Source organism: Stenotrophomonas sp. ASS1 (assembly GCF_004346925.1).
Classification (GTDB): domain Bacteria; phylum Pseudomonadota; class Gammaproteobacteria; order Xanthomonadales; family Xanthomonadaceae; genus Stenotrophomonas; species Stenotrophomonas maltophilia_A.
In genome coordinates this window covers 1,191,553-1,215,447 of record NZ_CP031167.1, presented here as the reverse complement: position 1 = coordinate 1,215,447, position 23,895 = coordinate 1,191,553, and the positions used below count along the sequence as shown (strand labels likewise).

Here is a 23,895-nt window from a genome sequence, read left to right as displayed (position 1 = left end):
ACACAAAAAAGGGGACGGAGGGGATTAAGTCGTATGTGCCTTGGTGCGGTTTGCGACTTAATCCCCTCCGTCCCCTTTTTTCTATTTCACCGAGCGCGCGATGGCGTACTGCGCGGCGTAGTACGTGGACAGCACCAGCAGGCTGGCCAGCGGCAGGCCGCCGGCGAAGCGGTCCCAGGCCAGCAGTGAATCGCTGGCGACGAACAGCAACGCACCGGCGGCGGCCCAACGGGCACTGGCGGCCTCCATGGCGTCAGGCTGCGGGCGGCGCCACTGCCGTGCCAGGGCCAGCACCGCCATCGATGCCAGCACCACCACGTACGCCAGCACCGGAATACGCATCGGTGCGGGCAGGTGTGGCCACAGGCCCAGCACGTTGAGCACGGCAAACGCACCGAGCAGGACGCTGGCGCCGACCAGCCCACGCCCGGCACGCAGGCCTCCGCAGAAGGCGACGATGTAGCAGACATGCGCCAGCAGGAATGCGACCAGTCCCGGTACGAACGCATCCATTGGCAACATCAGCGCGATGTCACCCACGCACGAGAGCAGCATGCCGGCCAGCACCGCGCGGCGGTAGAGCGGCTGCGCGGGATCGTGCACGCGCCAGGCGATGGCAGCGATCAGCAGCGTAGTCGTCGGCTTGGCCAGCCAGTGCAGCCAACGCCCGTCACCGTGCAGGAACGCGCCGATGATGGCGAGGACCGCCATCAACAGGATCACGCCATCGCGGGCCCGCGGTTTCATCGCGCCTTCCACAGATCCGCAAGGCGGTCAGGCTTGCCGGCGATGCGCTCCAGCACCGGGTACTGCAGGCCACCGTGGTAGGCGATGCTCATCGTTTCGATGCGATCGAACTGCTTCACCAGCAACACGATCGGCGCCTTGTCCTTTGCTGCGGCGGCGACTGCATCCTTCAAGCGCTGGCTGCTGTATTCACGGCCGCCAACCGCGATCACCTTCATGCCCGGTGCAAGACCGGCGTTGAACGCCGGACTGTCCCAGATCACGTCACCGACCGTGCCGTTGTCGAGCACGGTCGCACCCAGTGAGTACGCCAGCAACGCGGCCTTGGCGCGCTTTTCCTGCGCCTTGTAGGCGTCGTTCGGGGTATCGCGGTAAACCAGCTTCCAGCCCGCCAGTTCCAGGCCACCGGTCAACGAACCATGGCCATCCAGGCGTCCGCGCAGGAACGTCGCCCAGTCGTACGGCGCGATACCGTTCAAGGTCGCGACCACATCATCGAAGGTGTACGGATTGACGTCCCAATTGCCATTGCCGACGCCGAAGAACGCACGTGCGAAGTCGTCCAGGCTGCGGCGATTGCCGCTCAGTTCGCGCAGCTTGCCCTCCACTTCCAGCCACAGCATCTGGCCGCCGGAGTAGTAGTCCTCGCTCATCTGGTAGTTGCGGTAGGGCAACGTGCGGCGCTGGGCGATGGTCGGGTCGTTGGTGGTGTCCTGCAGCGGCCGCCAGGCCAGGCCCGGGCGACCACGGTCATAAGTCGCGGCCACGTTGGCCAGCATGTCGCGCGCCTGTGTGGTCGACCACAGGCCCGAACGCGCCGCCAGCACCTGGCCCCAGAACTGGGTCTGGCCCTCGTACACCCACAGCAGGCTGTCGCCCATCGGCACGTTGAAATTGGCGGTGGCCAGATCGGCGCCGCGACGGTACTTCCCGTTCCACGAATGGGTGTACTCATGCGGCAGCAGGTCGCGCATCCACGCGTTGCTGTCCCACTCTGTGAAGTAGCCTGGATCGGCACTGTTCTCGCTGGAACGGTGGTGTTCCAGACCAATGCCACCGAGGCGGTCGGTCAACGCCAGCAGGAACTCATAGTGGTTGTAATGGCGCGCCCCATAGAGCTTGTCGGCCTGCTGCACCAGCGCGCGGTGCAGCTTGATCTGTTCGTCGGTCGGCTTCAGCGACTTGGCGTCGTCGGCGAACACATTGAGGTGCACCGGCACCTTCGCACCCGGGTCGAGATCGATGCGCTGGTAGTGCTCGCCGGCGAACAACGGCGAATCGACCAGATGGTCATACGAGATCGGCTTGAACACCACGGCGTCACCGTCGCGTCGCGCGGTTTCCAGCGCAGTGGCGAACGACCAGCCCTTGGGCAGGGTCACGCTGGCCTGCGCCTGCAGGTTGCGTGCATCCACCCCGGCCGGGTACAGCGAGTTGGCGTTCCACTGCAGGTTGAGCATTTCCGGGGTCATCACCACCCGCCCCTGGCTGCCGCCCTGCGAGGACAGGAAATCGAAGTGGGCGACGATCTCGCTCACGCCCTCGGGCACGTTCACCTTGAACGCATAGACGTTGAACTGGTCGCGCTGCCAGGCCAGCGGCTTGCCGTTGGCCGTTACGCGCAGTCCGGCCAGCTTGTCGATCGGACCGGTGGGCGAATGGTTGCCGGGAATCCACTGCGGGTACAGCAGGGTCATCGGGCCGGGCTTGGCCGGCACCGTGGCGGTCACCTTGAAGATGCGGCGCGCGAGGTCGCGTGCATCCACGTCGATGCGCAGCAGGCCAGGGGCCGCGGCATCGCCCGACGGCGAGGTCTGCGCCAGCGCGGGCGTGGCCGCGAGCGCGAACAGCAATGACATGGCCAGGGCTCGGGTCTTCATCGGGCAGGTTCCAACAACGGAGAATCTTCCGATGCTAGGCCTGTGCAGTGCCCGGCCCCATGGCCGAAGGTCATGGTCGGTGGCGCTCCGGCCTGATGTGGCAAAACGCCATCCGACAGTGCGAACCAAGGTTCGCACCCACCAGAGTCAGGCCCGGTCAGTCGACCAGGCGCAGGCGCAGTTCCTTTGGCAGCGCGAACACCATCGATTCCGGTTCGCCGTCCAGCTCGCCCACGCCGCTGGCGCCCAGCTCGGCCAGACGCGCCAGCACGCCATCAACCAGCACCTGCGGCGCCGAGGCACCTGCGGTCACACCGATGTGCTGCTTGCCAACCACCCACTGCGGGTCGATCTCGTGCGCGCCGTCGATCAGGTACGACTCCACGCCCTCACGACGGGCCAGCTCGCTCAAGCGGTTGGAGTTGGAACTGTTCGGCGAGCCGACCACCAGCACCAGGTCGCAGCGCTTGGCCAGATCGCGCACGGCGTCCTGGCGGTTCTGCGTGGCGTAGCAGATGTCGTCGTTCTTCGGGCCCTGCATTGCCGGGAAACGCTCGCGCAATGCATCGATGATGCCGCGCGTATCATCCACCGACAGCGTGGTCTGGGTGGTATAGGCGAAGTTTTCCGGCTGGTTGATGTGCAGCGTGGCAACCTGCTCGACATCCTCGACCAGATAGATCTGGCCGGTGCCGGCTTCGCGGTTCCACTGGCCCATGGTGCCCTCCACTTCCGGGTGACCGGCGTGGCCGATCAGCACCACGTCACGGCCGGCACGGCAGTGGCGGGCGACTTCGAAGTGGACCTTGGTCACCAGCGGGCAGGTGGCGTCGAACACCTTCAGGCCACGACGCTCGGCCTCCTGGCGCACGGCCTGGGACACGCCATGCGCGCTGAAAATGACCGTGTTGTTGTCCGGCACTTCATCGAGTTCCTCGACGAAGATCGCACCGCGCTGCTTCAGGTCGTCGACCACGAAGCGGTTGTGCACCACTTCATGGCGGACGTAGATGGGCGCGCCCAGCGTTTCGATCGCGCGCTTGACGATCTCGATCGCACGATCGACGCCGGCACAGAATCCACGCGGGTTGGCGAGCAGCACATCCATCAGTTCAGTCTCCCGGCAGCGGCCGGCTTACGGTTTCGGGTTGGCATTATCCGCCTTTTTGGCGGACTTGCCGTCGAACAGGCCAAACAGGGCGATGCCGATGGCACCCACCACGATGGCCGAATCGGCGATGTTGAACGAGGGCCAGGTGTAGCTGCCCACGTACCACTGGATGAAGTCGACCACATGGCCATGCACCTGGCGGTCGATCACGTTGCCGATCGCGCCGCCGATGATCAGCGCGTACGGCACCGCGGCCTTCCAGTTGCCGCGGGCAGTGCTACGCAGCCACCAGGCCATCAGGCCGCTGATGACGATCGCCAACACGGTGAAGAAGTGTTTCTGCCAGCCACCGGCGTCGCTCAGGAAACTGAACGCGGCACCGGTGTTGTAGGTGCGGTACCAGTTCCAGAAGCCGTCGATGACCACCACTGGCTGGAACTCCGGCAGGCTCGACAACACCCAGGCCTTGGACCACTGGTCCAGGCCGATGATGGCGGCCGACAGCAGCAGCCAGACCAGGGCGTTCGGATGCGGACGGGGCGCGGCCATCAGAACCAGCTCCGCACTTCACCGGCGCCGGTGATGTTGCTCACGCAGCGGCCGCACAGTTCCGGGTGGTCGGCGTTGCTGCCGACGTCGGCGCGGTGGTGCCAGCAGCGCACGCACTTGGCCTTGGTGGTCGGCTGGGCGCTGACGAACACCTCGTCGGTGGTCGCCGGGCGCACCTGCACGTCGCCACTGATGAACAGGAAACGCAGTTCATCGGCCAGCGGCTGCCAGCGCGCGGCCTGCTCTTCGCTGGCGGCGATCGTGATTTCCGCTTCCAGCGCGGCACCGATCGCGCCGTTGGCACGCATCGGCTCGAGCACCTTGGCCACCTGCTCGCGCACGGCCAGCAGCTGGTCGAAGTCGGCGGCGTTGAGCTGGGCATCGGCCGGCAGCGGCGCCAGGCCGTCGTACCAGGTGGTGAACAGCACATGGCCGGCATGCTCGCCCGGCAGATAGCCCCACAGCTCGTCAGCGGTGAAGGTCAGGATCGGCGCCACCCAGCGGGTGAACGCTTCGGCGATGTGGTACATCGCGCTCTGTGCCGAACGGCGACCGTGCGAATCGGTCGGCATCGTGTACAGGCGGTCCTTGGTCACGTCCAGGTACAGCGAGCCCAGGTCCACGCTGCAGAAGTTCAGCAGCAGCTGCACGATCTCGGCCATGTTGTAGCCGTCGTAGGCCGCCTTGATCTTCTCCTGCAGCTCCCACGCGCGATGCACGATCCAGCGGTCCAGCGCGACCATCTGGTCGAGCGGCTGCAGGTGCTGGGCCGGATCGAAACCGTCCAGGTTGCCGAGCAGGAAGCGTGCGGTGTTGCGCAGGCGACGGTAGGCGTCGGCGTTGCGCTTGAGGATCTCCTGCGACAGCGACATCTCGTTGCTGTAGTCGGCCGAGGCGATCCACAGGCGCAGGATGTCCGCGCCCAGCTTGTTCATGATGTCCTGCGGCTCGATGCCGTTGCCCAGCGACTTGGACATCTTGCGGCCGTGCTCGTCCACGGTGAAGCCGTGGGTCAGGCACTGCTTGTACGGCGCGCGCTTGTCGATCGCCACGCCGGTCAGCAGCGAGGACTGGAACCAGCCGCGGTGCTGGTCGGAACCTTCCAGGTACAGGTCGGCCGGCTTGCCGAAGCCACGCGCCGCAAGCACGCCTTCATGGGTCACGCCCGAGTCGAACCAGACGTCGAGGATGTCGGTGACCTTCTCGTAGTCGGCCGCTTCGGCGCCCAGCAGTTCAGCAGCATCCAGCGAATACCACACGTCGATGCCCTCGGCTTCGACGCGGTCGGCGACCTGCTGCATCAGCTCCACCGAACGCGGGTGGATCTCGCCGGTCTGGCGATGGGTGAACAGGGCGATCGGCACGCCCCAGGTGCGCTGGCGCGAGATGGTCCAGTCCGGACGACCGTCGACCATGCTCTGGATGCGCGCCTTGCCCCAGGTCGGGAACCAGCCGACGGTATCGATGGCGGCCAGCGCATCGTTGCGCAGGTTGGCCTTGTCCATCGAGATGAACCACTGCGGGGTGGCGCGGAACACCACCGGCGTCTTGTGGCGCCAGCAGTGCGGGTAGCTGTGGCGGATCGGGTGGAAGGCCAGCAGCGAACCGTTGTCGCGCAGCACGCCGACGATGGCCTCCTGCGCCTTCCACAGGTGCTGGCCAGCCAGCACCACGTCACCGGCCGGCGGGGTCGATTCCAGGTACACGCCACGACCGTCGATCGGGGTCACCTGGCCGGCGTTGTACTTGTCCAGCAGGCCGTACTTCTGGCTGACCACGAAGTCTTCCTGGCCGTGGCCGGGGGCGGTGTGCACCGCACCGGTACCGTCCTCGTCGGAGACGTGCTCGCCGTTGAGCACCAGGATCTCGCGCTCCGGGTAGAACGGGTGCGCCAGCAGCTGGTTCTCCAGCGCGGCACCGGTGGTTTCACCGTGCAGCACCACGTTTTCGACGCCATAGCGCTGCAGCGCGCGCTCGGCCAGGGCCGCGGCCAGCACCAGCCAACGGCGCTTGCCGTTGTGCGCCGGGCCTTCGGCCAGCACGTAGTTGATCTCCGCGCCCAGCGACACCGCCAGCGAAGCCGGCAGCGTCCACGGGGTGGTGGTCCAGATCGGCACGGCCACTTCCACATCGGCCGGCACGCTCACGCCGAACGCCTGGCCGATGGCCTGCGCATCGCGCGCGGCGTAGGCGACGTCGATCGCCGGCGATTCCTTTTCCTGGTATTCGATCTCGGCCTCGGCCAGCGCCGAGCCACAGTCGAAGCACCAGTACACCGGCTTGGCGCCACGCACCAGGTGGCCATTGGCCACGACCTTGGCCAGCGCACGGATCTCGTTGGCTTCGAAGTCGAAGCTCAAGGTCTTGTACGGGTTGTCCCAGTCGCCGGTCACGCCCAGGCGCTTGAAGTCCACGCGCTGGATGTTGATCTGCTCTTCGGCGAACTCGCGGCACTTCTGGCGGAATTCGACGGCGTCGAGCTTGGTGCCGACCTTGCCCCACTTCTTCTCGACCGCGATCTCGATCGGCAGGCCGTGGCAGTCCCAGCCCGGCACGTAGGGCGCATCGAAGCCGGCCAGGTAGCGCGACTTGACGATGATGTCCTTCAGGATCTTGTTGACCGCGTGGCCGAGATGGATGCGGCCGTTGGCGTACGGCGGGCCGTCGTGCAGCACGAACAGCGGGCGGCCGGCGGCGTTTTCGCGCAGCTGCTGGTAGAGCCCCTGCTCTTCCCACCGCGCCAGAATGCCCGGCTCGCGCTTGGGCAGGTCGCCGCGCATCGGGAATTCGGTGGCTGGCAGGTTCAGGGTGGTCTTGTAGTCCTGGCTCACGCAGTGGCTCGCAATCTATGTTCGGAAAGGATGGCGCGCGCCTGTTCGGCATCGCGGTGCATCTGGTCGGTCAGCGCCGCCAGATCATTGAATTTCTCTTCGTCGCGCAGCTTGGCGACGAACTCCACGTCGATGTGGCGCCCGTACAGGTCGCCCTGGAAATCAAACAGGTGCGCTTCCAGCAGCGGCTCCACGCCGTCCACCGTCGGCCGCGTGCCGAAGCTGGACACCGACGGCCACGGCTGGTCGAACACGCCGTGCACCCAGGTCGCGTAGATGCCCGACAGCGCCGGGGTCTTCGGGAACCGCAGGTTGGCGGTGGGGAAGCCCAGCGTGCGGCCGAGCTGGCGCCCACGCACCACCCGCCCGCTGATCGCGTAGGGACGGCCGAGCAGATCGCCGGCACGGGCGAAATCGCCGTCCTGCAGCAGCTGGCGGATGCGGGTGCTGGAGATGCGCTCGCCGTGCAGATCGACCGCTTCGATCTCGCCGGCGCTGAAGCCGAGCTCGGCGCCGAGCTGCTGCAGCAGGGCCAGGTCGCCGCGGCGGCGGTTGCCGAAGCAGAACTCCGGCCCGATCCAGACCTCACGCGCACTCAGGCGATTGACCAGCAACTGGCGCACGAAGGTCTCGGCCGGCATCGCCGCCATCGCCGCGTCGAAACGCAACAGGCCGATCGCATCGACGCCGAGCTCGCGCAGGATCTCGACCTTGCTGCGCGCCAGGGTCAGCCGCGGCGGCGGCGTGCCCTGGGCGAAGAATTCACGCGGCAGCGGCTCGAACGCCACGGCCACCGCGGCCACGCCCAAGGCGCGCGCGCGGGCAACCGCGTGGCGGACCAGCGCACGATGGCCCAGGTGGAGGCCGTCGAATGCACCGATACAGACCACGCTTCCGTTGGGGAACAGCTCCCCGCCCTCGACGCTTCTGAACAGCCTGCTCATCAACTCTCGTTCCGGCCCGACCGGGGCCGCTGCTTCAATGGTGTAACCCTGAAGTATAGCCGCCACGGGCCGCGATCAATGCCCACGCAGGTCGCGCGGGCGGAAGCCCATCGCCAGCATGGCCACCGCATAGGTCGCGCCACCGCCGCCGACCAGCAGCATCAGGCCACCGATACGGTGCCATTTGTCCATGACGGTGAAGTCGGGAACCCAGTGCAGCAGGGCCAACAGCACGCCGACCATGGCCGCACAGGCCAGCAGCAGCCGCACCAGGTAGCCGCCCCAGCCCGGCCGGCGCTGGTAGACATCGGTCTTGCCCAGCCAGTACCAGAGCAGGCCCAGGTTCAGGTAACTGGACAGTGCGCTGGCGATGCCCAGCGCCAGGTGCAGGCCCGGCTGCTTGCCGATGGCCGCCATCACGCCCTGCGCCTTCAGCTCGTCCGGCACCATGACCTGGTAGAGCATGGCCAGCAGGGCGAAGTTGAACACCATGTTGGCCACCAGCGCGGCCACACCGGCACGGACCGGGGTCTTGGTGTCCTGGCGGGCATAGAACGCCGGCAGCACCACCTTCAGCAGGGCGAACGCCGGCAGGCCGAAACTCAGGCCGTACACCGACAGCGCGGTCATGCGGGTATCGAAGGCGGTGAACTGGCGGTACTGGAACAGAGTGGCGATCAGCGGCTCGGCCAGCAGCAGCAGGCCCAGCATGGCCGGCACCGAGATCAGCAGGGTCATCCGCAGGCCCCAGTCCAGCGAGCGCGAGAAACCCTCGCGGTCGGTGCTGACGTGATGGCGGGCCAGCGCCGGCAGGATCACCGTGCCCAGCGCCACGCCGAACACACCCAGCGGCAGCTCCAGGAAGCGATCGGCCAGCGACAGCCACGACTGCGAGCCGTCGGTCAGCTTGGCCGCGATGAGGGTATCCAGCAACAGGTTGATCTGCGCCACCGACGAACCGAACAGGGTCGGCACCATCAGCGTCAGCACCTTGCGCACGCCCGGATGGCGCCAGCCCCAGCGCGGCAGGGTCAGCAGGTTGATGCCCTTCAGCGAGGGCAGCTGGAACAGCAGCTGCAGGATGCCGGCGGCGAGTACCGCCCAGCCCAGCGCCAGGATCTGTTTTTCCGGGGTGCCGCCCAGCCGCGGCGCCAGCCATAGCGCACCGGCGATCATGCACAGGTTGAGGATGACCGGGGTCAGCGCTGGCATCGCGAAACGCTGGAAGCTGTTCAGCGCGCCACCGGCCAGCGCGGTCAACGAGACGAACAACAGGAACGGGAAGGTCAGGCGGAACAGGTCGACCAGCAGGGTCTGCTTGACCGGGTCGGTATCAGCACCACTCGAGAATGCGACCGCCAGCTGCGGCGCGAAGATCAGCGCCAGCGCGGTGACCAGCATCAGCACCCCACCCAGGGTGCCGGCGGTGCGGGCCATCAGTTCACGCAGCTCGGCATGGCTGCGGGTTTCCTTCACTTCCGTGAACACCGGCACGAAAGCGGTGGCGAAAGAGCCTTCGGCGAACAACCGGCGCAGGAAATTGGGTACCCTGAAGGCAACCCAGAACGCATCGGTAACCGCATTGGTGCCGAACGTGGTGGTGATCACCTGGTCACGGACAAGTCCGAGCACCCGCGAGACCATGGTCATGCTGCTGAACGACAGCAGGCCTCGCAACATCTTCGGTGAACTCACTCAGCGTCCCTCTTGACAATCGACTTGACGTGCATTTCTCGGGCCATCATACTAGCTAGCTTGCTGTTCCCATAACACCGATTTTTTCAGGAAACCACCACCGTGGCCAATATCAAGTCCGCCAAGAAGCGCGCCAAGCAGACCGTCGTGCGCAACGCGCGCAACGTGGCTCAGCGCTCGATGCTGCGCACCGCTGTCAAGAAAGTGATCAAGGCGCTGGACGCCAACGATGCCGCCGGCGCCGAAGCCGCCTTCGCCGTTGCCCAGCCGATCCTGGATCGCTTCAGCGCGCGTGGCCTGATCCACAAGAACAAGGCTGCTCGCCACAAGAGCCGCCTGAACGACCGCATCAAGGCCCTCAAGGCCGCCTGATCCGGCGTTGCCGCCCTGCCCCTTCGGGGTCGGGCAGCAGACAAGAACCCGGCCCCGGCCGGGTTTTTTGTTGCCAGCGATCCGGTAGTGCCGGCCGCTGGCCGGCACTACCGGAAAATGAAAAACCCGGCCGAAGCCGGGTTTTTCGCATGGAACCACAACAGCATTACTGCGCGTTGCGGGCTTCCAGCTCGTCTTCCTTCTGGCGATCGAAGAAGGCCATGATCCGGCTCATGATCGGGAAGGTACCTTCGCGGCCCAGCGCGGAAACCAGGAACCACGGCTCCTTCCAGCCCAGCTCGGCGACGATCTGTTCGGCCGCAGCCTTCGCTTCGTCTTCGAACATCAGGTCGGCCTTGTTCAGCACCAGCCAGCGCGGCTTCTGCAGCAGCTCCGGATCATGCTTTTCCAGTTCGCGCTCGATCGCGCGCACCTGCTCGACCGGGGAAATGCCTTCCACACCGCCTTCCATCGGCGAGATGTCCACCAGGTGCAGCAGCAGGCGGGTGCGCTGCAGGTGGCGCAGGAACTGCGCACCCAGGCCGGCACCGTCGGCAGCGCCTTCGATCAGGCCGGGAATGTCGGCAATCACGAAGCTGCGGTAGTTCTCCACCTTCACCACACCCAGGTTCGGGTACAGCGTGGTGAACGGGTAATCGGCCACCTTCGGCGTCGCCGCCGAAACGGCACGGATCAGGGTGCTCTTGCCAGCGTTGGGGAAGCCCAGCAGGCCGACGTCGGCCAGCAGCTTCAGCTCCAGCTTCAGCGTGCGCTCTTCGCCCGGCTCGCCCGGCAGCGCCTGGCGCGGCGAGCGGTTGGTCGAGCTCTTGAAGTGCATGTTGCCGAGGCCACCACGACCGCCCTGCGCCACCAGCAGGCGATCACCATGCCGGGTCAGGTCGCCGATGATTTCATCGGTGGCGACGTTGATCACCACGGTGCCGACCGGCACGGTGATGGTCAGGTCTTCGCCGCCCTTGCCATAGGCCTGGCGGCCCATGCCGTTCTCGCCACGCTGCGCCTTGAAGATGCGGTCATGGCGGAAGTCGACCAGGGTGTTCAGGTTTTCGTCGGCGCGGATGTACACGCTGCCGCCCGCACCGCCGTCGCCGCCATCCGGGCCGCCGAGCGGAATGAACTTCTCGCGACGGAAGCCAATGCAGCCGTTGCCGCCGTTGCCGGCGAACACTTCGATTTCTGCTTCGTCTACCAGTTTCATTGTTTCGATGCCTGCGATGGGCGCGGCCTGCCTGCCGACGCCTTGAATGTTATGCCAGCCGCTGGCCGGCAACCCGGCCTGGCCGGTCTTGCTTTCACTCTAACGAAAAGCCCCGCCGAAGCGGGGCTCTTCATGCAGCACCCCCATGCCGAGGCACGGGTGCCGGCGATGCCTGGATCAGGCGTCGGCCGAGACGATGCTGACGGTGCGACGCTTCTTGGCGCCCTTGACCGAGAACTCCACCTTGCCGTCCACGAGGGCGAACAGGGTGTGGTCACGGCCCAGGCCAACGCCCGAACCCGGGTGGAACTGGGTGCCGCGCTGACGCACGATGATGTTGCCGGCTTCGATGGCCTGGCCGCCGAAGATCTTGACGCCCAGGTACTTCGGGTTGGAGTCGCGACCGTTGCGCGAGGAGCCTACGCCCTTTTTATGTGCCATGACTGCTTCTCCTGATGCTTAGCCGGCGATGCCGGTGATCTCGATTTCGGTGTAGTACTGACGGTGACCCTGACGCTTCATGTGGTGCTTGCGGCGACGGAACTTGATGATCCGGACCTTGTCAGCACGACCCTGGGACAGGACCTTGGCGGTGACGGCAGCGCCCTTCAGCGCATCGCCCAGCTTCACGCCGTCGCTGTCACCCAGCATCAGGATGTTGTCAAACTTGATCTCGCTGCCGACTTCGACTTCGAGCTTTTCAATGCGGAGCTTTTCGCCCTGCGCCACGCGGTATTGCTTACCGCCGGTGACCAGTACTGCGTACATGACCAGGCCTTCCTCTGTAGTTATTGTGGTCTGAGCTGCCGCCATCGAGGGCGGACAGGAGCGGAATTGTACGCAGATCAGCGGGCGCGGGTCAAGTCAACCCCTGAACGGCCTGGAGACCGGGCCCTGTAGAGCCGGGCCATGCTCGGCTGAACGGTTCGGGGTCCCGGCAGCCGAGCATGGCTCGGCTCTGCACAAAGCTGTCGGCCGGTCTCATCAGGTGAGACATCGGGCTGGCATTGTCGCCCATTGCCCCCATCTGGTCACCTCGGTAGGCTGACCGATTGCCGTTCCCTGCTGGCCCGGCACCCAGCCAACGCCCCCACAACCGGATCCCCCATGGCGATGGATTTCATCCGCATCCGCGGCGCGCGGACGCACAATCTGAAGAACCTCGACCTCGACCTGCCCCGCGACAAGCTGATCGTGATCACCGGCCTGTCCGGTTCGGGCAAGTCCTCGCTGGCGTTCGACACCATCTATGCAGAAGGCCAGCGCCGCTACGTCGAGTCGCTGTCGGCCTATGCGCGCCAGTTCCTGAGCGTGATGGAAAAGCCGGACCTGGACCACATCGAAGGCCTGTCCCCGGCCATCTCGATCGAGCAGAAGTCGACCTCGCACAACCCGCGTTCGACCGTCGGCACCATCACCGAGATCTACGACTACCTGCGCCTGCTGTACGCCCGCGTCGGCACTCCGCGCTGCCCGGACCACGGCTACCCGCTGGAAGCGCAGACGGTCAGCCAGATGGTCGACCAGGTGCTGACGCTGGACCCGGAACAGCGCTACATGCTGCTGGCGCCGGTCATCCGCGACCGCAAGGGCGAACACGCACAGGTGTTCGACCAGCTGCGTGCGCAGGGCTTCGTGCGTGTGCGCGTGGACGGCGAGCTGTATGAAATCGATGCGGTGCCGCCGCTGGCGCTGCGCCAGAAGCACACCATCGAGGCGGTGATCGACCGCTTCCGCCCGCGCGAGGACATCAAGCAGCGCCTGGCCGAGAGCTTCGAGACCGCACTGAAGCTGGGCGATGGCATGGCCTCGGTGCAGAGCCTGGACACCGCCGACGCCACGCCGGCGCTGTTCTCCTCCAAGTACTCCTGCCCGGTGTGCGACTACTCGCTGCCGGAACTGGAGCCGCGCCTGTTCTCGTTCAACGCACCGATGGGCGCCTGCCCCGGCTGCGATGGCCTGGGCATCGCCGAGTTCTTCGATCCCTCGCGCGTGGTGGTGCATCCGGAGCTGTCGCTGGCCGCCGGTGCGGTGCGCGGCTGGGACCGCCGCAACGCCTACTATTTCCAGCTGATCGCCTCGCTGGCCAAGCACTACAAGTTCGACGTGGATGCCGCGTGGAATTCGCTGTCGGCCAAGGTGCAGCAGGCCGTGCTGTACGGCAGCGGCGACGAAACGATCACCTTCACCTACTTCACCGAAGCCGGCGGCCGCACCCAGCGCAAGCACCGCTTCGAGGGCATCATTCCCAACCTCGAACGCCGCTACAAGGAAACCGAGTCGCCGGCGGTGCGCGAGGAGCTGTCCAAGTACATCAGCGAACAGCCGTGCCCGGAATGCAATGGCGCGCGCCTGAACAAGGCAGCACGCAACGTGTTCGTGGCCGATCGCCCGCTGCCGGAGCTGGTGGTGCTGCCGATCGACGAGGCACTGAAGTTCTTCAGTGAACTGAGCCTGCCGGGCTGGCGTGGCGAGATCGCCGCGAAGATCGTCAAGGAGATCGGCGAACGCCTCGGCTTCCTGGTCGATGTCGGCCTGGATTACCTGACCCTGGAGCGCAAGGCCGACACCCTGTCTGGTGGCGAGGCACAGCGCATCCGCCTGGCCAGCCAGATCGGCGCCGGCCTGGTCGGTGTGATGTACGTGCTCGACGAGCCGTCGATCGGCCTGCACCAGCGCGACAACGAACGCCTGCTCGGCACCCTCACCCGCCTGCGTGACCTGGGCAATACGGTGATCGTGGTCGAACATGACGAGGATGCGATCCGGCTGGCCGACTACGTGCTGGACATCGGCCCGGGCGCGGGCGTGCACGGCGGCGAGATCGTCGGCCAGGGCACCCTGCAGGACATCCTGGAGGCACCGCGTTCGCTGACCGGCCAGTACCTGTCGGGCAAGCGCGCGATCGAGATTCCGGCGCGCCGGCACACGCCGAACCCGAAGATGACCCTGCACCTGCGCGGGGCGACCGGCAACAACCTGAAGGGCGTGGACCTGGCGATTCCGTCGGGCCTGCTGACCTGCGTGACCGGTGTATCCGGCTCGGGCAAGTCGACCCTGATCAACGACACCCTGTTCTCGCTGGCCGCCAACGAGATCAACGGCGCCTCGCACCCGATCGCTCCGTACAAGGAGATCGATGGCCTGGACCTGTTCGACAAGGTGGTGGACATCGACCAGTCGCCGATCGGCCGCACCCCGCGCTCGAACCCGGCCACCTACACCGGCCTGTTCACACCGCTGCGCGAACTGTTCGCACAGGTGCCCGAAGCGCGTGCGCGCGGCTATTCGCCGGGCCGTTTCAGCTTCAACGTGCGCGGCGGCCGCTGCGAAGCCTGCCAGGGTGACGGCCTGATCAAGGTCGAGATGCACTTCCTGCCGGACGTGTACGTGCCCTGCGACGTCTGCCATGGCAAGCGCTACAACCGCGAAACGCTGGAGATCCTGTACAAGGGCTTCAACATCAACGACGTGCTGGAAATGACCGTCGAGGATGCACTGAAGCTGTTCGAGCCGGTGCCGTCGATTGCGCGCAAGCTGGAAACACTGGTCGACGTCGGCCTGAGCTACATCAAGCTGGGCCAGAGCGCGACCACGCTGTCCGGTGGTGAAGCGCAGCGCGTGAAGCTGTCCAAGGAACTGTCGCGCCGCGATACCGGCCGCACCCTGTACATCCTCGACGAGCCGACCACCGGCCTGCACTTCCACGACATCGAAGCGCTGCTGGGCGTGCTGCACAAGCTGCGCGACGAAGGCAACACGGTGGTGGTGATCGAGCACAACCTGGACGTGATCAAGACCGCCGACTGGATCGTCGATCTGGGTCCGGAAGGCGGCCATCGCGGTGGCACCATCCTGGTCACCGGCACGCCGGAAGACGTGGCGGCCTGCCCGCAGTCGTACACCGGCCAGTTCCTGGCCCGCATGCTGCCCTCCACCAGCGCCCGCCCCGAGCAGCCGGCTGCCGTGGCCAACAAGCCAGACGCCCGCCCGCCGCGCAAGGTGAAGCCTGAAAAGCCGGCCAAGGTCGCCAAGAAAGCGGTAGCCGCCAAGAGCACCGGCAAGACCAGCAAGACCGCCACTGCCAGCAAGAAGAAAAAGGACGCCTGATGAGCAGCGAACACAAGATCCTGGCCCGCATCCCGATCAGCGTGCGCTGGCGTGACATGGACAGCATGGGCCATGTGAACAATGCCAAGTACATCTCCTACCTGGAAGAAGCGCGCGTGCGCTGGATGCTGGGTGTGGACGGTGTGTCGATGACCGACCGCATCGCACCGGTGGTGGCCGCGACCAACGTCAACTACCGGCTGCCCATCGTGTGGCCCAACGACATCCTGGTCGAGCTGTTCGTCGAGCGCCTGGGCAACAGCAGCGTGACCATCGGCCACCGCATCGTCGACCAGCAGGACGAATCGAAGCTCTATTCGGACGGCAACGTGGTGGTGGTCTGGATGGACACCCAGACCGGCAAGAGCGCACCGCTGCCGGAGGCGATCCGCAACGCGTCGACCTGACGCGCCTGTGGTAGTGCCGGCCGCTGGCCGGCAACCTCCAGATGTATCGCGGATGCCGGCCAGCGGCCGGCACTACCGATCCAATTCAAAGGACTGACGTGATCCACCAGACTGAACTGCGCGACCTGCTGCCCGGCATGGTCCCCTTCCCCGCCGATGTCTTCCCCGCCGACCAGGCGTGGCTCGGCCAGCACCTGCTGCCGCTACTGAAGATCGACCTCGGCGTGCTGCGCCCGGAACTGGCCGGCCAGGTGGCAACGATGCTGTGCCCGATCGAGCCGTATGACGGCTGCATCGGCGAGACCACCGAAGAACACCACAACGATTTCACCGGCACCAACTGGATCGCCTTCGAACTGACCGCCGGCAACGAGTTGCGCTTCCTCGGCAACGCGGGCTATTTCATCAGTGATGCGGTACAGGACAAGGATGCGCAGGAACACATCGCGCAGATGCGCGAGAGCTACGCCAAGGCCCGCGATTACCATGCCACGCATTGCCGCCTCGCCTGCTACTCGCGCTACGGCAAGGGTGAGGCCAGCGAGCGCGATTACCTGGATACGCTGGGTGGCCCGATCGGTTTCGGCAACTGGACCGAGACCGCAGAGATTCCCGCGGCATTCGAGCTGGGTTTCACCGAAGCTGCCGATGACCCCAACGCTGCGGACGATGCCGAAACAGTGATCATCACCCGCAATGGCAACAAATTCTTCGCCGTGGCCGACGTAGCCGGCTACAACTGGTGCGCCACCGGTGCCGATGCGATCGTGATGCTGTACGAGCCGGAAAGCCGCACGGTGCTGTTCTCGTACGACTGGTCGTAAGCCCCCTGGTAGTGCCGGCCGCTGGCCGGCATTTCGCGTCCTGCCGGCCAGCGGCCGGCACTACCGGATATTCCGTTCGCGCCCAGCGTCCTCGACGCTACGGCAGCCATCCCAATCGTCGCCTCATCCGTAGAGTCGAGCTTGCTCGACTGCTGCAGGCCGGGGCCGTCGAGCAAGCTCGACGCTACGACGGCCATCCCAACCCCTTGCGTCAGCAGCAGCGTCCCGTTTCCCCGCGCGCTTACGGCGCGGCCTTGCGCACCACCAACGTCGCGCTCGCTTCGCCACCGCCTTGCAGCTGCAGCCGCAGCGGCAGCGCCTGGCCTTCCTTCAACGCGCCTTTGCCCTGCATCAGCATCAGATGCAGGCCACCGGGCTTGAGCTCGGCGCGTGCGCCCGGTGCCAGCGGCAGACGCTCGATCGCGCGCATCCGGCTGACCCCATCCGTGATCGTGGTTTCGTGCAGCGACACATCATTGAAGCTGCTGCTGGTCGCGCCAGTGATCGCCACCGCCTTGCTGCAGCCGTTGTGGATCACGCCGTAGCCGGCGGTCATCGGCATCGACGGGTTCGGCGGCAGCCGCGCCCAGCCCTGCTCCACCGTGACGCACGCCGGTTCCGCCGCCGAGACCGATGCTGCGGCCGCACACAGAACCAACAGTACGCCAACGAATGGTTTGGTTATCATCGCCCAGGTTCCTTCTTCGCAACGAGACCGCAGCATGACGACGCTCATCGAGGTGATCAACCATGGCCCCATCCGCGAACTGCGCCTGGCGCGGCCGCCGGTCAACGCACTGGACACCGAACTGTGCCGGCAGTTGATCCATGCCATCGAGCTGGCCATGGCCGAAGACGCGCACGGCATCGTGCTGTCGGGCAGCGAGCGCATCTTCACCGGCGGCATGGACGTGCCGCACCTGCTCTCGCATGGCGATGACAAGCACAAGCTGCTGGACACCTGGAACGCCTTCTTTGGCGCCGTACGCACACTGGCCGAGAGCCGGATCCCGGTGGTCGCGGCGATCACCGGCCACGCCCCGGCCGGCGGTTGCGTGCTGGCGCTGTGCTGCGATTACCGGGTGATGGCGCGCAGCGCCGATCCGTCGAGGCCGTATGCCATCGGCCTGAACGAGGTGCAGGTGGGCCTGATCGCGCCGGAGGGCATCCAGCGCCTGCTGCGCCGTGCAGTGGGCGTGCACCGCGCGGGCGTCCTGCTGACCACCGGTTCGCTGGTACCGGCCGAACAGGCGCTGCAGATCGGCCTGGTGGATGAGCTGGCCGATGGCGATCTGGTGGTGGCGCGTGCCGTGGCCTGGCTGCAGAACCTGCTCAGGCAGCCACGCCAGCCGATGCTGCTGACCCGCGCCATTGCCCGTGCCGACCTGCACGAAGCCCTGCACCCGGACCTGATCCAGCTCGACCGCTTCGTCGAGGCCTGGTTCGCCCCGGATGCGCAGAATGCCCTGCAGGCGCTGGTCGCCCGGCTGGGCAAGTAACCGGTAGTGCCGGCCGCTGGCCGGCAACCGCAGGTGCCCCAGGAGGATCATGAGGTTGCCGGCCAGCGGCCGGCACTACCAATGATGGACTGGCCTGCAACGGTATAATCGGGGCCTCTTCATTGCTGTGGCCGCCCCCTTGAACGACACGCCCGAACCCGTCGTCTCCGAGCTGATCGACCTGCTCACCCTGGAGCGGCTGGAGGACAACCTGTTCCGCGGGCAGAGCCGCGACATCGGCACCAAGTACGTGTTCGGCGGCCAGGTGCTGGGCCAGGCGCTGGCTGCGGCGCAGGCCACGGTCGACAACGGGCGCCACGTGCACTCGCTGCACGCCTACTTCCTGCGCGCCGGCAACATCGACCACCCCATCGTCTACGACGTGGACCGTACCCGCGACGGCGGCAGTTTCTCGGTGCGCCGGGTTACCGCAATCCAGCACGGCAAGGTGATCTTCTTCTGTGCTGCCTCGTTCCAGCAGGCCGAAACCGGCGCCGAGCACCAGCACAAGATGCCCGAAGTGCCGCAGCCGGAAGACATCGAACCGAACCGCCCGCTGCCGGCCGAAGTGCTGGAGCGGCTGCCGATCAAGGTGCAGCGCTGGCTGTCGCGCGGTGGCCCGTTCGAGTTCCGCCACGTCTACCCGCGCGATGAACTCAATCCGCCCAAGCGCCCCCCGTACCACCAGGTGTGGCTGCGCCTGAGCGAGCCGGTCGGCGATGCCCCGGAGCTGCACCAGGCGCTGCTGGCCTACGCCTCCGACTTCCACCTGCTGGGCACTGCGACGTTCCCGCATGGCATCAGCTACTACCACCCGCACGTGCAGATGGCCTCGCTCGACCACGCGATCTGGTTCCACCGCCCGTTCCGTGCCGACGACTGGCTGCTGTACTCGCTGGACAGCCCCAGCGCGCAGGATTCGCGCGGCCTGGCCCGCGGCCAGTTCTTCACCCGCAATGGCGTGCTGGTGGCCAGCAGCGCGCAGGAAGGCCTGATCCGCGTGGTTCCCGACCAGGCCGCGGCCGCCGCCGTGCCGGCCAAGGATTGATCCGATGCGCCAGATCTTCAGCAGCCAGCGCGTGGAAACCGTCGAAGGCGTCGCCGAGCTCCTGCGCGGGCATGGCATCGACGTCAAGGTGACCAATGGGCGCTCGTACAAGACCCGTCGCCGCGGCCAGTTCAGCTATACCGACCTGGGCAACGCCAACGCCTACCCAGCGGTGTGGATCGTGCGCGCCGACGACCAGCCGCGCGCGCGTGAAATCCTGCGCGAGGCGCGGCTGCTCGACACCACCCGCCGCGACCATCCGACCGCCGAATTCGCCTTCCGCGACACCGCAGAGACGACCGGCGGCGGCCGTGGCTGGGCCTGGCGCATCCGCATCGCCCTGCTGGTGGTGATCGCCGGCGTGGCGCTGGTGATCGGCCTGCGCCATCGCGGCGCCCCGGCGCCGGTCGCACCGGCCCCTGCCCCGCAGACCCAGCCGCAGCAGGCGCAACCGGCTCCGCAGGCCGCACCGGAAGAGGAAGAAATCCGGGTTCGCATCCAGCCCTCGAAGTGACGCACGGGTAGTGCCGGCCGCTGGCCGGCACTACCGTGCAGAAGGCCGGTCACATTCGGCGCGCGGCTCCGTCTTGGGACACAATCCCAGCAGGAGAGCCGCCGCCATGACGACGTTCGCCGCATCGATCGACCAGACCCTGGAACGCGAACTGCCTGCCGCTGCCAGCGGTTGCCAGCACGCCTATGGCCGCATCGTGCTGGCCTGCCAGAACACGGTTACCGCCATCGCGCTGGCCATCACCCGCGATCGTCAGGCCAGCGAGGACATCGCCCAGGAGGCCTTCGTGAAGGGCTGGCAGCAGCTGCACCAGCTGCGCAGTTCGACCAGCTTCCTGCCCTGGCTGCGGCAGATCACCCGCAACCTGGCCCGCGACTGGCTGCGCACTCAGCGCGGCCGGCCGCTGACCGGCGAGGCCGCCGAGGTGGCGATGGGCATGGCGGCCGACCCGGCCCCGGGCGCGGCCGACCGGCTGCAACGGGTGGAAGAAGAGATCGCCGCCGAGGACATCATTTCCGCGTTGCCGGCCGACAGCCGCGAAGTGCTGCTGCTGTACTACCGCGAAGGCCAGCGTTCGCAGCAGGTGGCTGACCTGCTCGGGCTCAGTGACGCCGCCGTGCGCAAGCGCCTGTCGCGTGCCCGCGCCCTGGTGCGCGACGGCCTGCTGCAGCGCTTCGGTGAATTCGCGCGCAGCAGCGCCCCGAGCGCGGCATTCGCCACTGCCGTGGTGTCGATGGTGCTGGTGGCCGCGCCCGGCACAGCCAGCGCCGCGATCCTGCTCGGCACCGGCGTCGGCATCGGCGGCAGCAAGCTTGGCCTTGGCGGCGCCAGCGTTGCGGGCGGCACCGCGATGGGCTCGCTGACTGCCACGCTGGGCCAGCTGCACGTGCTGCCGGCCGAAAGCTGGGGGGCGGTGATCGGCGGCGTGGTCGGTGGTGCGATCGGCAGCTATCTCGGCGGCCGCTTCCTGATGTCGTACACCGAAACGGCGTCTGAGCGCGCCGACGTGCGCCGCTTCCTGTACCTCAACATCATCACCGGCATGTTCTGGTGCCTGGCGATCCTGCTGGCTGTGATGCTGCAGGCGCCGGTCTGGGCGCAGCTGACGGTGCTGGCGGTAGGCCTGGGCGTGGTCAACTACCAGTGCCTGGTGCCGCTGCAGCGGGTGATGGCACCGATGATCGCGCGCGATTCGGCCCGCCGCGGACGCACCGGCATCAACTGGAAGTTCGAATCGATGTACGGCCGCACCGGCATCATCGCCATGAACCTGATGGTCATCGCGCTTGTGGTGCACTCACTGATGCGCAACGGAAACGTGTAACGGACAACGCCGGCAGTACGCCGGCGTTGTCATCAATCACTGCATTGAACCTCAGCGCTGCGGCTTCGGCGCAGCGCCATCACGCGGACCGCCATGGCGCGGGCCACCATGCATCGGGCCCTTGGCGGCGTCGAACTCGGCCTTGCTCAGCTGGCCGTCCTTGTTGGTGTCGGCGGCAGCGAACCAGGCATCACGATGCTGCTTCATGCGCAGCTCGCGGTCGGCCTTGTCCAGGTAGCCGTCCTTGTTCAGATCAAGCTGGTCGAAGCGCGCGGCCAGGCGCGGATCGGCCTTGGCTTCCTCGCGGCTGATGCGGCCATCCTTGTTGACGTCCAGCTTGGCCCAGCGCTCACCGCCGTGGCCACCACGGCGACCGTGCTGCCAGCGCGGCAGCTCATCGCGCGAGAGCTTGCCGTCCTTGTTCTTGTCCAGCTCGTCGAACTTCGCGGCCAGGCGCGGGTTGGCAGCGGCTTCGCTGCGGTCGATGACGCCGTCGCCGTTGGTGTCCAGCTTGGCCGGGCGCTGCGCCGGCGCAGTCGGGGCATCGGCGGCCAGCGCGATACCGGTAGCGGAAGTGCCGAGCAGCAGGGCCAGCAGCAGGGGGGTACGGATCATGAGGTCACTCCTGGGGATGGGGATTGCGTCGGGGTGATCGCTTCACCCTCGGGGACAACAACGCCCGGGCGCGTCATCGGTTGACGCCGCTGCCGGTTCCATTCATCCGGCGGACAGTCGCCGCCACTGCGACAGCCTGGGGCTATGCTGTGCCCATGGCGATACACGGCGACAGAGACGACGAACTGCGGCTTTTCCAGACCGGCGAGCACCCCTGCGGGTACTGGTCGGACCGGGTGGCGCGCGACCTGGTGTTGGACCCGCACGATCGCCGCCTTGGCGGCCTGTACCCGCTGGCACTGAGCTGGGGCTTCCGCCGCAGCGGCGACCTGGTCTACCGGCCGCATTGCGCGCACTGCCAGGCCTGCGTGGCGGTGCGCATCCCGGTGGCGCGCTTCGCCCCGGACCGCAGCCAGCGCCGTTGCGCGGCCCGCAATGAAGACCTGGAGGTGCGGATCACCGCCGCCACCGCCCGTGACGACCTGTTCGCGCTGTATCACCGCTATCTGGTGCATCGCCACGCCAACGGTGGCATGGACGACCATGGCCCGCACGAATTCGAGCAGTTCCTGATCGGCAGCTGGTCGCACACCCGCTTCATGGAGATGCGCCTGCCCGGCCACGACGGCCAGCCCAGCCAGCTGCTGGGTGTGGCGGTGACCGACGTCACCGAGCACGGCCTGTCGGCGGTCTACACCTTCTTCGACCCGGACCATGCCGCGCGTGGGCTGGGCACCTTCGCGATCCTGCAGCAGATCGAATGGGCCCGCCGCGAGGGCCTGCCGCACGTATACCTGGGCTACTGGATCCGCGGGCATCAGAAGATGGACTACAAACGGCGCTATCGACCGCTGGAAGCCTACGACGGCCGCCGCTGGCACGATTTCGACGACGAACTGGACGGACGCTGACAAACCACTGACACCGGGCCGGGTGCACAATACGGCCCATGAACATGACCCGCCGCCATCCCCTGATCCTCGCCCTGGCCCTGCTCTGCGGCGCCACGGCCCCCGCCTTCGCCACGTCCCCTGCGATGACCGAAAAGCCGTCCGCTGCGCTGCGCCTGGCCACCTACAACACCTCACTGTACTCCGATGAGACCGGTGGCCTGATCAAGGAACTGGAAGGCGACAGCGAGCACGCGCGCAAGATCGCCGCGGTGCTGCAGCAGGCACGCCCGGACCTGGTGCTGCTGAACGAATTCGATTTCGACGACGCCCACCGCGCCGCCGACCTGTTCCAGAAGCGCTACCTGGAAGTGGCCCAGCCCGGCGGCGGCAAGCCGCTGCACTTCGCCTACCGTTACCTGGCCCCGGTCAACACCGGCGTGCCCAGCGGCCTGGACCTGGACAACAACGGCGTGGTCGGCGGCGAAGGCCGCAGCCGCGGCAACGATGCGTGGGGCTACGGCCTGCACCCGGGCCAGTACGGCATGCTGGTGCTGTCGCGCTACCCGATCGATGAAGCCAAGGTGCGCAGCTTCCAGCTGCTGAAGTGGAGCGCGATGCCGGGCGCGATCCGTCCGGTCGACCCGCGCACCGGCAAGAGCTTCTACAACGACCATGTGTGGTCGCAGCTGCGGCTGTCGTCGAAGTCGCACTGGGACGTGCCGGTGAAGACCCCGGCCGGCGTGGTCCACGCGCTGGTCTCGCACCCGACCCCGCCAGTGTTCGATGGCCCGGAAAAGCGCAACGCCGCGCGCAACCACGACGAACTGCGCCTGTGGCAGGAATACCTGTCCAAGGGTGACAAGCCGTGGCTGTGCGACGACAAGGGCCAGTGCGGTGGCTTGGCGCAGGACGCGCGCTTCGTGATCCTTGGCGACCTCAACAACGACCCGATCGATGGTGATGGCCGCCATGAGGCGATCGTCGAACTGATCGAGAACGCCCGCGTGTTGCGCTACCCCACCCCGCGCAGCGTTGGTGGCGAGCAGACCAGCCTGGCCTATGCGGCCAAGGGCATCGAGCGCAAGGGCGCACCGTTCCATGCCACCGGCGATTTCGGCCCGAAGTCCGGCACCATGCGCCTGGACTACGTGCTGCCCTCGACCGGTTTCGAGTACATCGGCAGCGGCGTGTTCTGGCCGGCCAATGAAAGCCCGGAAGCGAAGATCGCCGATGGCAGCGACCATCACCTGGTGTGGGTGGATGTGAAATAACAAAAAGGGGACGGAGGGGATTAAGTCGTTTGTGCAACAAAC

At 66.8% G+C, this 23,895-nt stretch carries 22 protein-coding genes; 10 read left to right on the top strand and 12 right to left on the bottom strand.

From position 1 onward, the window contains the following. Positions 1–81: 81 nt before the first annotated feature. From MG068_RS05650 to murJ, 7 genes are all read right to left on the bottom strand, one after another. On the bottom strand, positions 82–747 hold the full coding sequence (locus MG068_RS05650; RefSeq protein WP_132809577.1) for a lysoplasmalogenase: 666 nt from the start codon (positions 745–747) through the stop codon (positions 82–84). Continuing rightward, complete coding sequence (locus MG068_RS05645; RefSeq protein WP_132809575.1) at positions 744–2,627, bottom strand: M61 family metallopeptidase; 1,884 nt, start codon at positions 2,625–2,627, stop codon at positions 744–746. The genes MG068_RS05650 and MG068_RS05645 overlap by 4 nt, the downstream gene beginning before the upstream one ends. Positions 2,628–2,784: 157 nt before the next feature. Beyond that, on the bottom strand, positions 2,785–3,735 hold the full coding sequence (gene ispH, locus MG068_RS05640) for a 4-hydroxy-3-methylbut-2-enyl diphosphate reductase (RefSeq protein ID WP_049424359.1): 951 nt from the start codon (positions 3,733–3,735) through the stop codon (positions 2,785–2,787). Positions 3,736–3,762: 27 nt separating this feature from the next. After that, positions 3,763–4,287: a signal peptidase II gene (lspA, locus tag MG068_RS05635; RefSeq protein ID WP_049424357.1), complete on the bottom strand. Its 525-nt coding sequence runs from the start codon at positions 4,285–4,287 to the stop codon at positions 3,763–3,765. Continuing rightward, positions 4,287–7,118: an isoleucine--tRNA ligase gene (ileS, locus tag MG068_RS05630; protein WP_132809573.1), complete on the bottom strand. Its 2,832-nt coding sequence runs from the start codon at positions 7,116–7,118 to the stop codon at positions 4,287–4,289. Before ileS ends, lspA begins: the two co-directional genes overlap by 1 nt. Then, positions 7,115–8,062, bottom strand: coding sequence for a bifunctional riboflavin kinase/FAD synthetase (locus tag MG068_RS05625; protein WP_032127582.1), 948 nt, complete (start codon positions 8,060–8,062; stop codon positions 7,115–7,117). The genes ileS and MG068_RS05625 overlap by 4 nt, the downstream gene beginning before the upstream one ends. Before the next feature lie 75 nt (positions 8,063–8,137). Then, positions 8,138–9,742 (bottom strand): murein biosynthesis integral membrane protein MurJ, encoded by a 1,605-nt coding sequence (gene murJ / locus MG068_RS05620; RefSeq protein ID WP_132809571.1) that lies wholly within the window; start codon positions 9,740–9,742, stop codon positions 8,138–8,140. Positions 9,743–9,859: 117 nt separating this feature from the next. On the opposite strand from murJ, the gene rpsT reads away from it, so the two are divergent. After that, positions 9,860–10,129 (top strand): 30S ribosomal protein S20, encoded by a 270-nt coding sequence (gene rpsT, locus MG068_RS05615; protein ID WP_005408560.1) that lies wholly within the window; start codon positions 9,860–9,862, stop codon positions 10,127–10,129. A gap of 166 nt (positions 10,130–10,295) precedes the next feature. On the opposite strand, the gene cgtA is transcribed toward rpsT, so the two are convergent. The 3 genes from cgtA to rplU form a co-directional block, all read right to left on the bottom strand. After that, entirely contained in the window at positions 10,296–11,348 is a 1,053-nt protein-coding gene (gene cgtA / locus MG068_RS05610) for an Obg family GTPase CgtA (protein WP_049398916.1), read from the bottom strand. 177 nt (positions 11,349–11,525) lie between these two features. Next, positions 11,526–11,789, bottom strand: coding sequence for a 50S ribosomal protein L27 (rpmA, locus tag MG068_RS05605; protein WP_005415704.1), 264 nt, complete (start codon positions 11,787–11,789; stop codon positions 11,526–11,528). A gap of 18 nt (positions 11,790–11,807) precedes the next feature. After that, positions 11,808–12,116, bottom strand: coding sequence for a 50S ribosomal protein L21 (rplU, locus tag MG068_RS05600; protein ID WP_005408557.1), 309 nt, complete (start codon positions 12,114–12,116; stop codon positions 11,808–11,810). Between the two features lie 339 nt (positions 12,117–12,455). Between rplU and uvrA the strand changes: the two genes are divergently transcribed. From uvrA to MG068_RS05585, 3 genes are all read left to right on the top strand, one after another. After that, complete coding sequence (gene uvrA / locus MG068_RS05595; RefSeq protein ID WP_132809569.1) at positions 12,456–15,458, top strand: excinuclease ABC subunit UvrA; 3,003 nt, start codon at positions 12,456–12,458, stop codon at positions 15,456–15,458. Next, entirely contained in the window at positions 15,458–15,865 is a 408-nt protein-coding gene (locus MG068_RS05590; RefSeq protein WP_053449117.1) for an acyl-CoA thioesterase, read from the top strand. The genes uvrA and MG068_RS05590 overlap by 1 nt, the downstream gene beginning before the upstream one ends. Positions 15,866–15,963: 98 nt before the next feature. Beyond that, the gene (locus MG068_RS05585; protein ID WP_132809568.1) at positions 15,964–16,689 is read left to right on the top strand and encodes an enolase; all 726 of its coding nucleotides are present in this window, start codon (positions 15,964–15,966) and stop codon (positions 16,687–16,689) included. Positions 16,690–16,930: 241 nt separating this feature from the next. Here MG068_RS05585 and MG068_RS05580 read toward each other — a convergent pair whose 3' ends face one another. Further along, positions 16,931–17,377 (bottom strand): copper chaperone PCu(A)C, encoded by a 447-nt coding sequence (locus MG068_RS05580; protein WP_132809567.1) that lies wholly within the window; start codon positions 17,375–17,377, stop codon positions 16,931–16,933. A 34-nt stretch (positions 17,378–17,411) separates the two neighbouring features. On the opposite strand from MG068_RS05580, the gene MG068_RS05575 reads away from it, so the two are divergent. From MG068_RS05575 to MG068_RS05560, 4 genes are all read left to right on the top strand, one after another. Further along, entirely contained in the window at positions 17,412–18,188 is a 777-nt protein-coding gene (locus MG068_RS05575; protein ID WP_049424345.1) for an enoyl-CoA hydratase/isomerase family protein, read from the top strand. A gap of 127 nt (positions 18,189–18,315) precedes the next feature. After that, positions 18,316–19,236 carry an acyl-CoA thioesterase II gene (tesB, locus tag MG068_RS05570; protein ID WP_489686041.1) on the top strand — a complete coding sequence of 307 codons (921 nt, stop codon included), beginning with the start codon at positions 18,316–18,318 and terminating at the stop codon, positions 19,234–19,236. A gap of 4 nt (positions 19,237–19,240) precedes the next feature. Continuing rightward, the gene (locus MG068_RS05565; RefSeq protein WP_032127591.1) at positions 19,241–19,750 is read left to right on the top strand and encodes a pathogenicity-like protein; all 510 of its coding nucleotides are present in this window, start codon (positions 19,241–19,243) and stop codon (positions 19,748–19,750) included. 106 nt (positions 19,751–19,856) lie between these two features. Then, entirely contained in the window at positions 19,857–21,074 is a 1,218-nt protein-coding gene (locus MG068_RS05560; RefSeq protein WP_132809563.1) for an RNA polymerase sigma factor, read from the top strand. 51 nt (positions 21,075–21,125) lie between these two features. On the opposite strand, the gene MG068_RS05555 is transcribed toward MG068_RS05560, so the two are convergent. After that, entirely contained in the window at positions 21,126–21,689 is a 564-nt protein-coding gene (locus MG068_RS05555; RefSeq protein WP_132809561.1) for an EF-hand domain-containing protein, read from the bottom strand. A gap of 155 nt (positions 21,690–21,844) precedes the next feature. Here MG068_RS05555 and MG068_RS05550 point away from each other — a divergent pair, with 155 nt between their 5' ends. Next, complete coding sequence (locus MG068_RS05550; RefSeq protein ID WP_125893787.1) at positions 21,845–22,600, top strand: arginyltransferase; 756 nt, start codon at positions 21,845–21,847, stop codon at positions 22,598–22,600. A gap of 38 nt (positions 22,601–22,638) precedes the next feature. Continuing rightward, positions 22,639–23,853, top strand: coding sequence for an endonuclease/exonuclease/phosphatase family protein (locus MG068_RS05545; protein WP_132809560.1), 1,215 nt, complete (start codon positions 22,639–22,641; stop codon positions 23,851–23,853). The last annotated feature ends 42 nt before the right edge of the window (positions 23,854–23,895 follow it).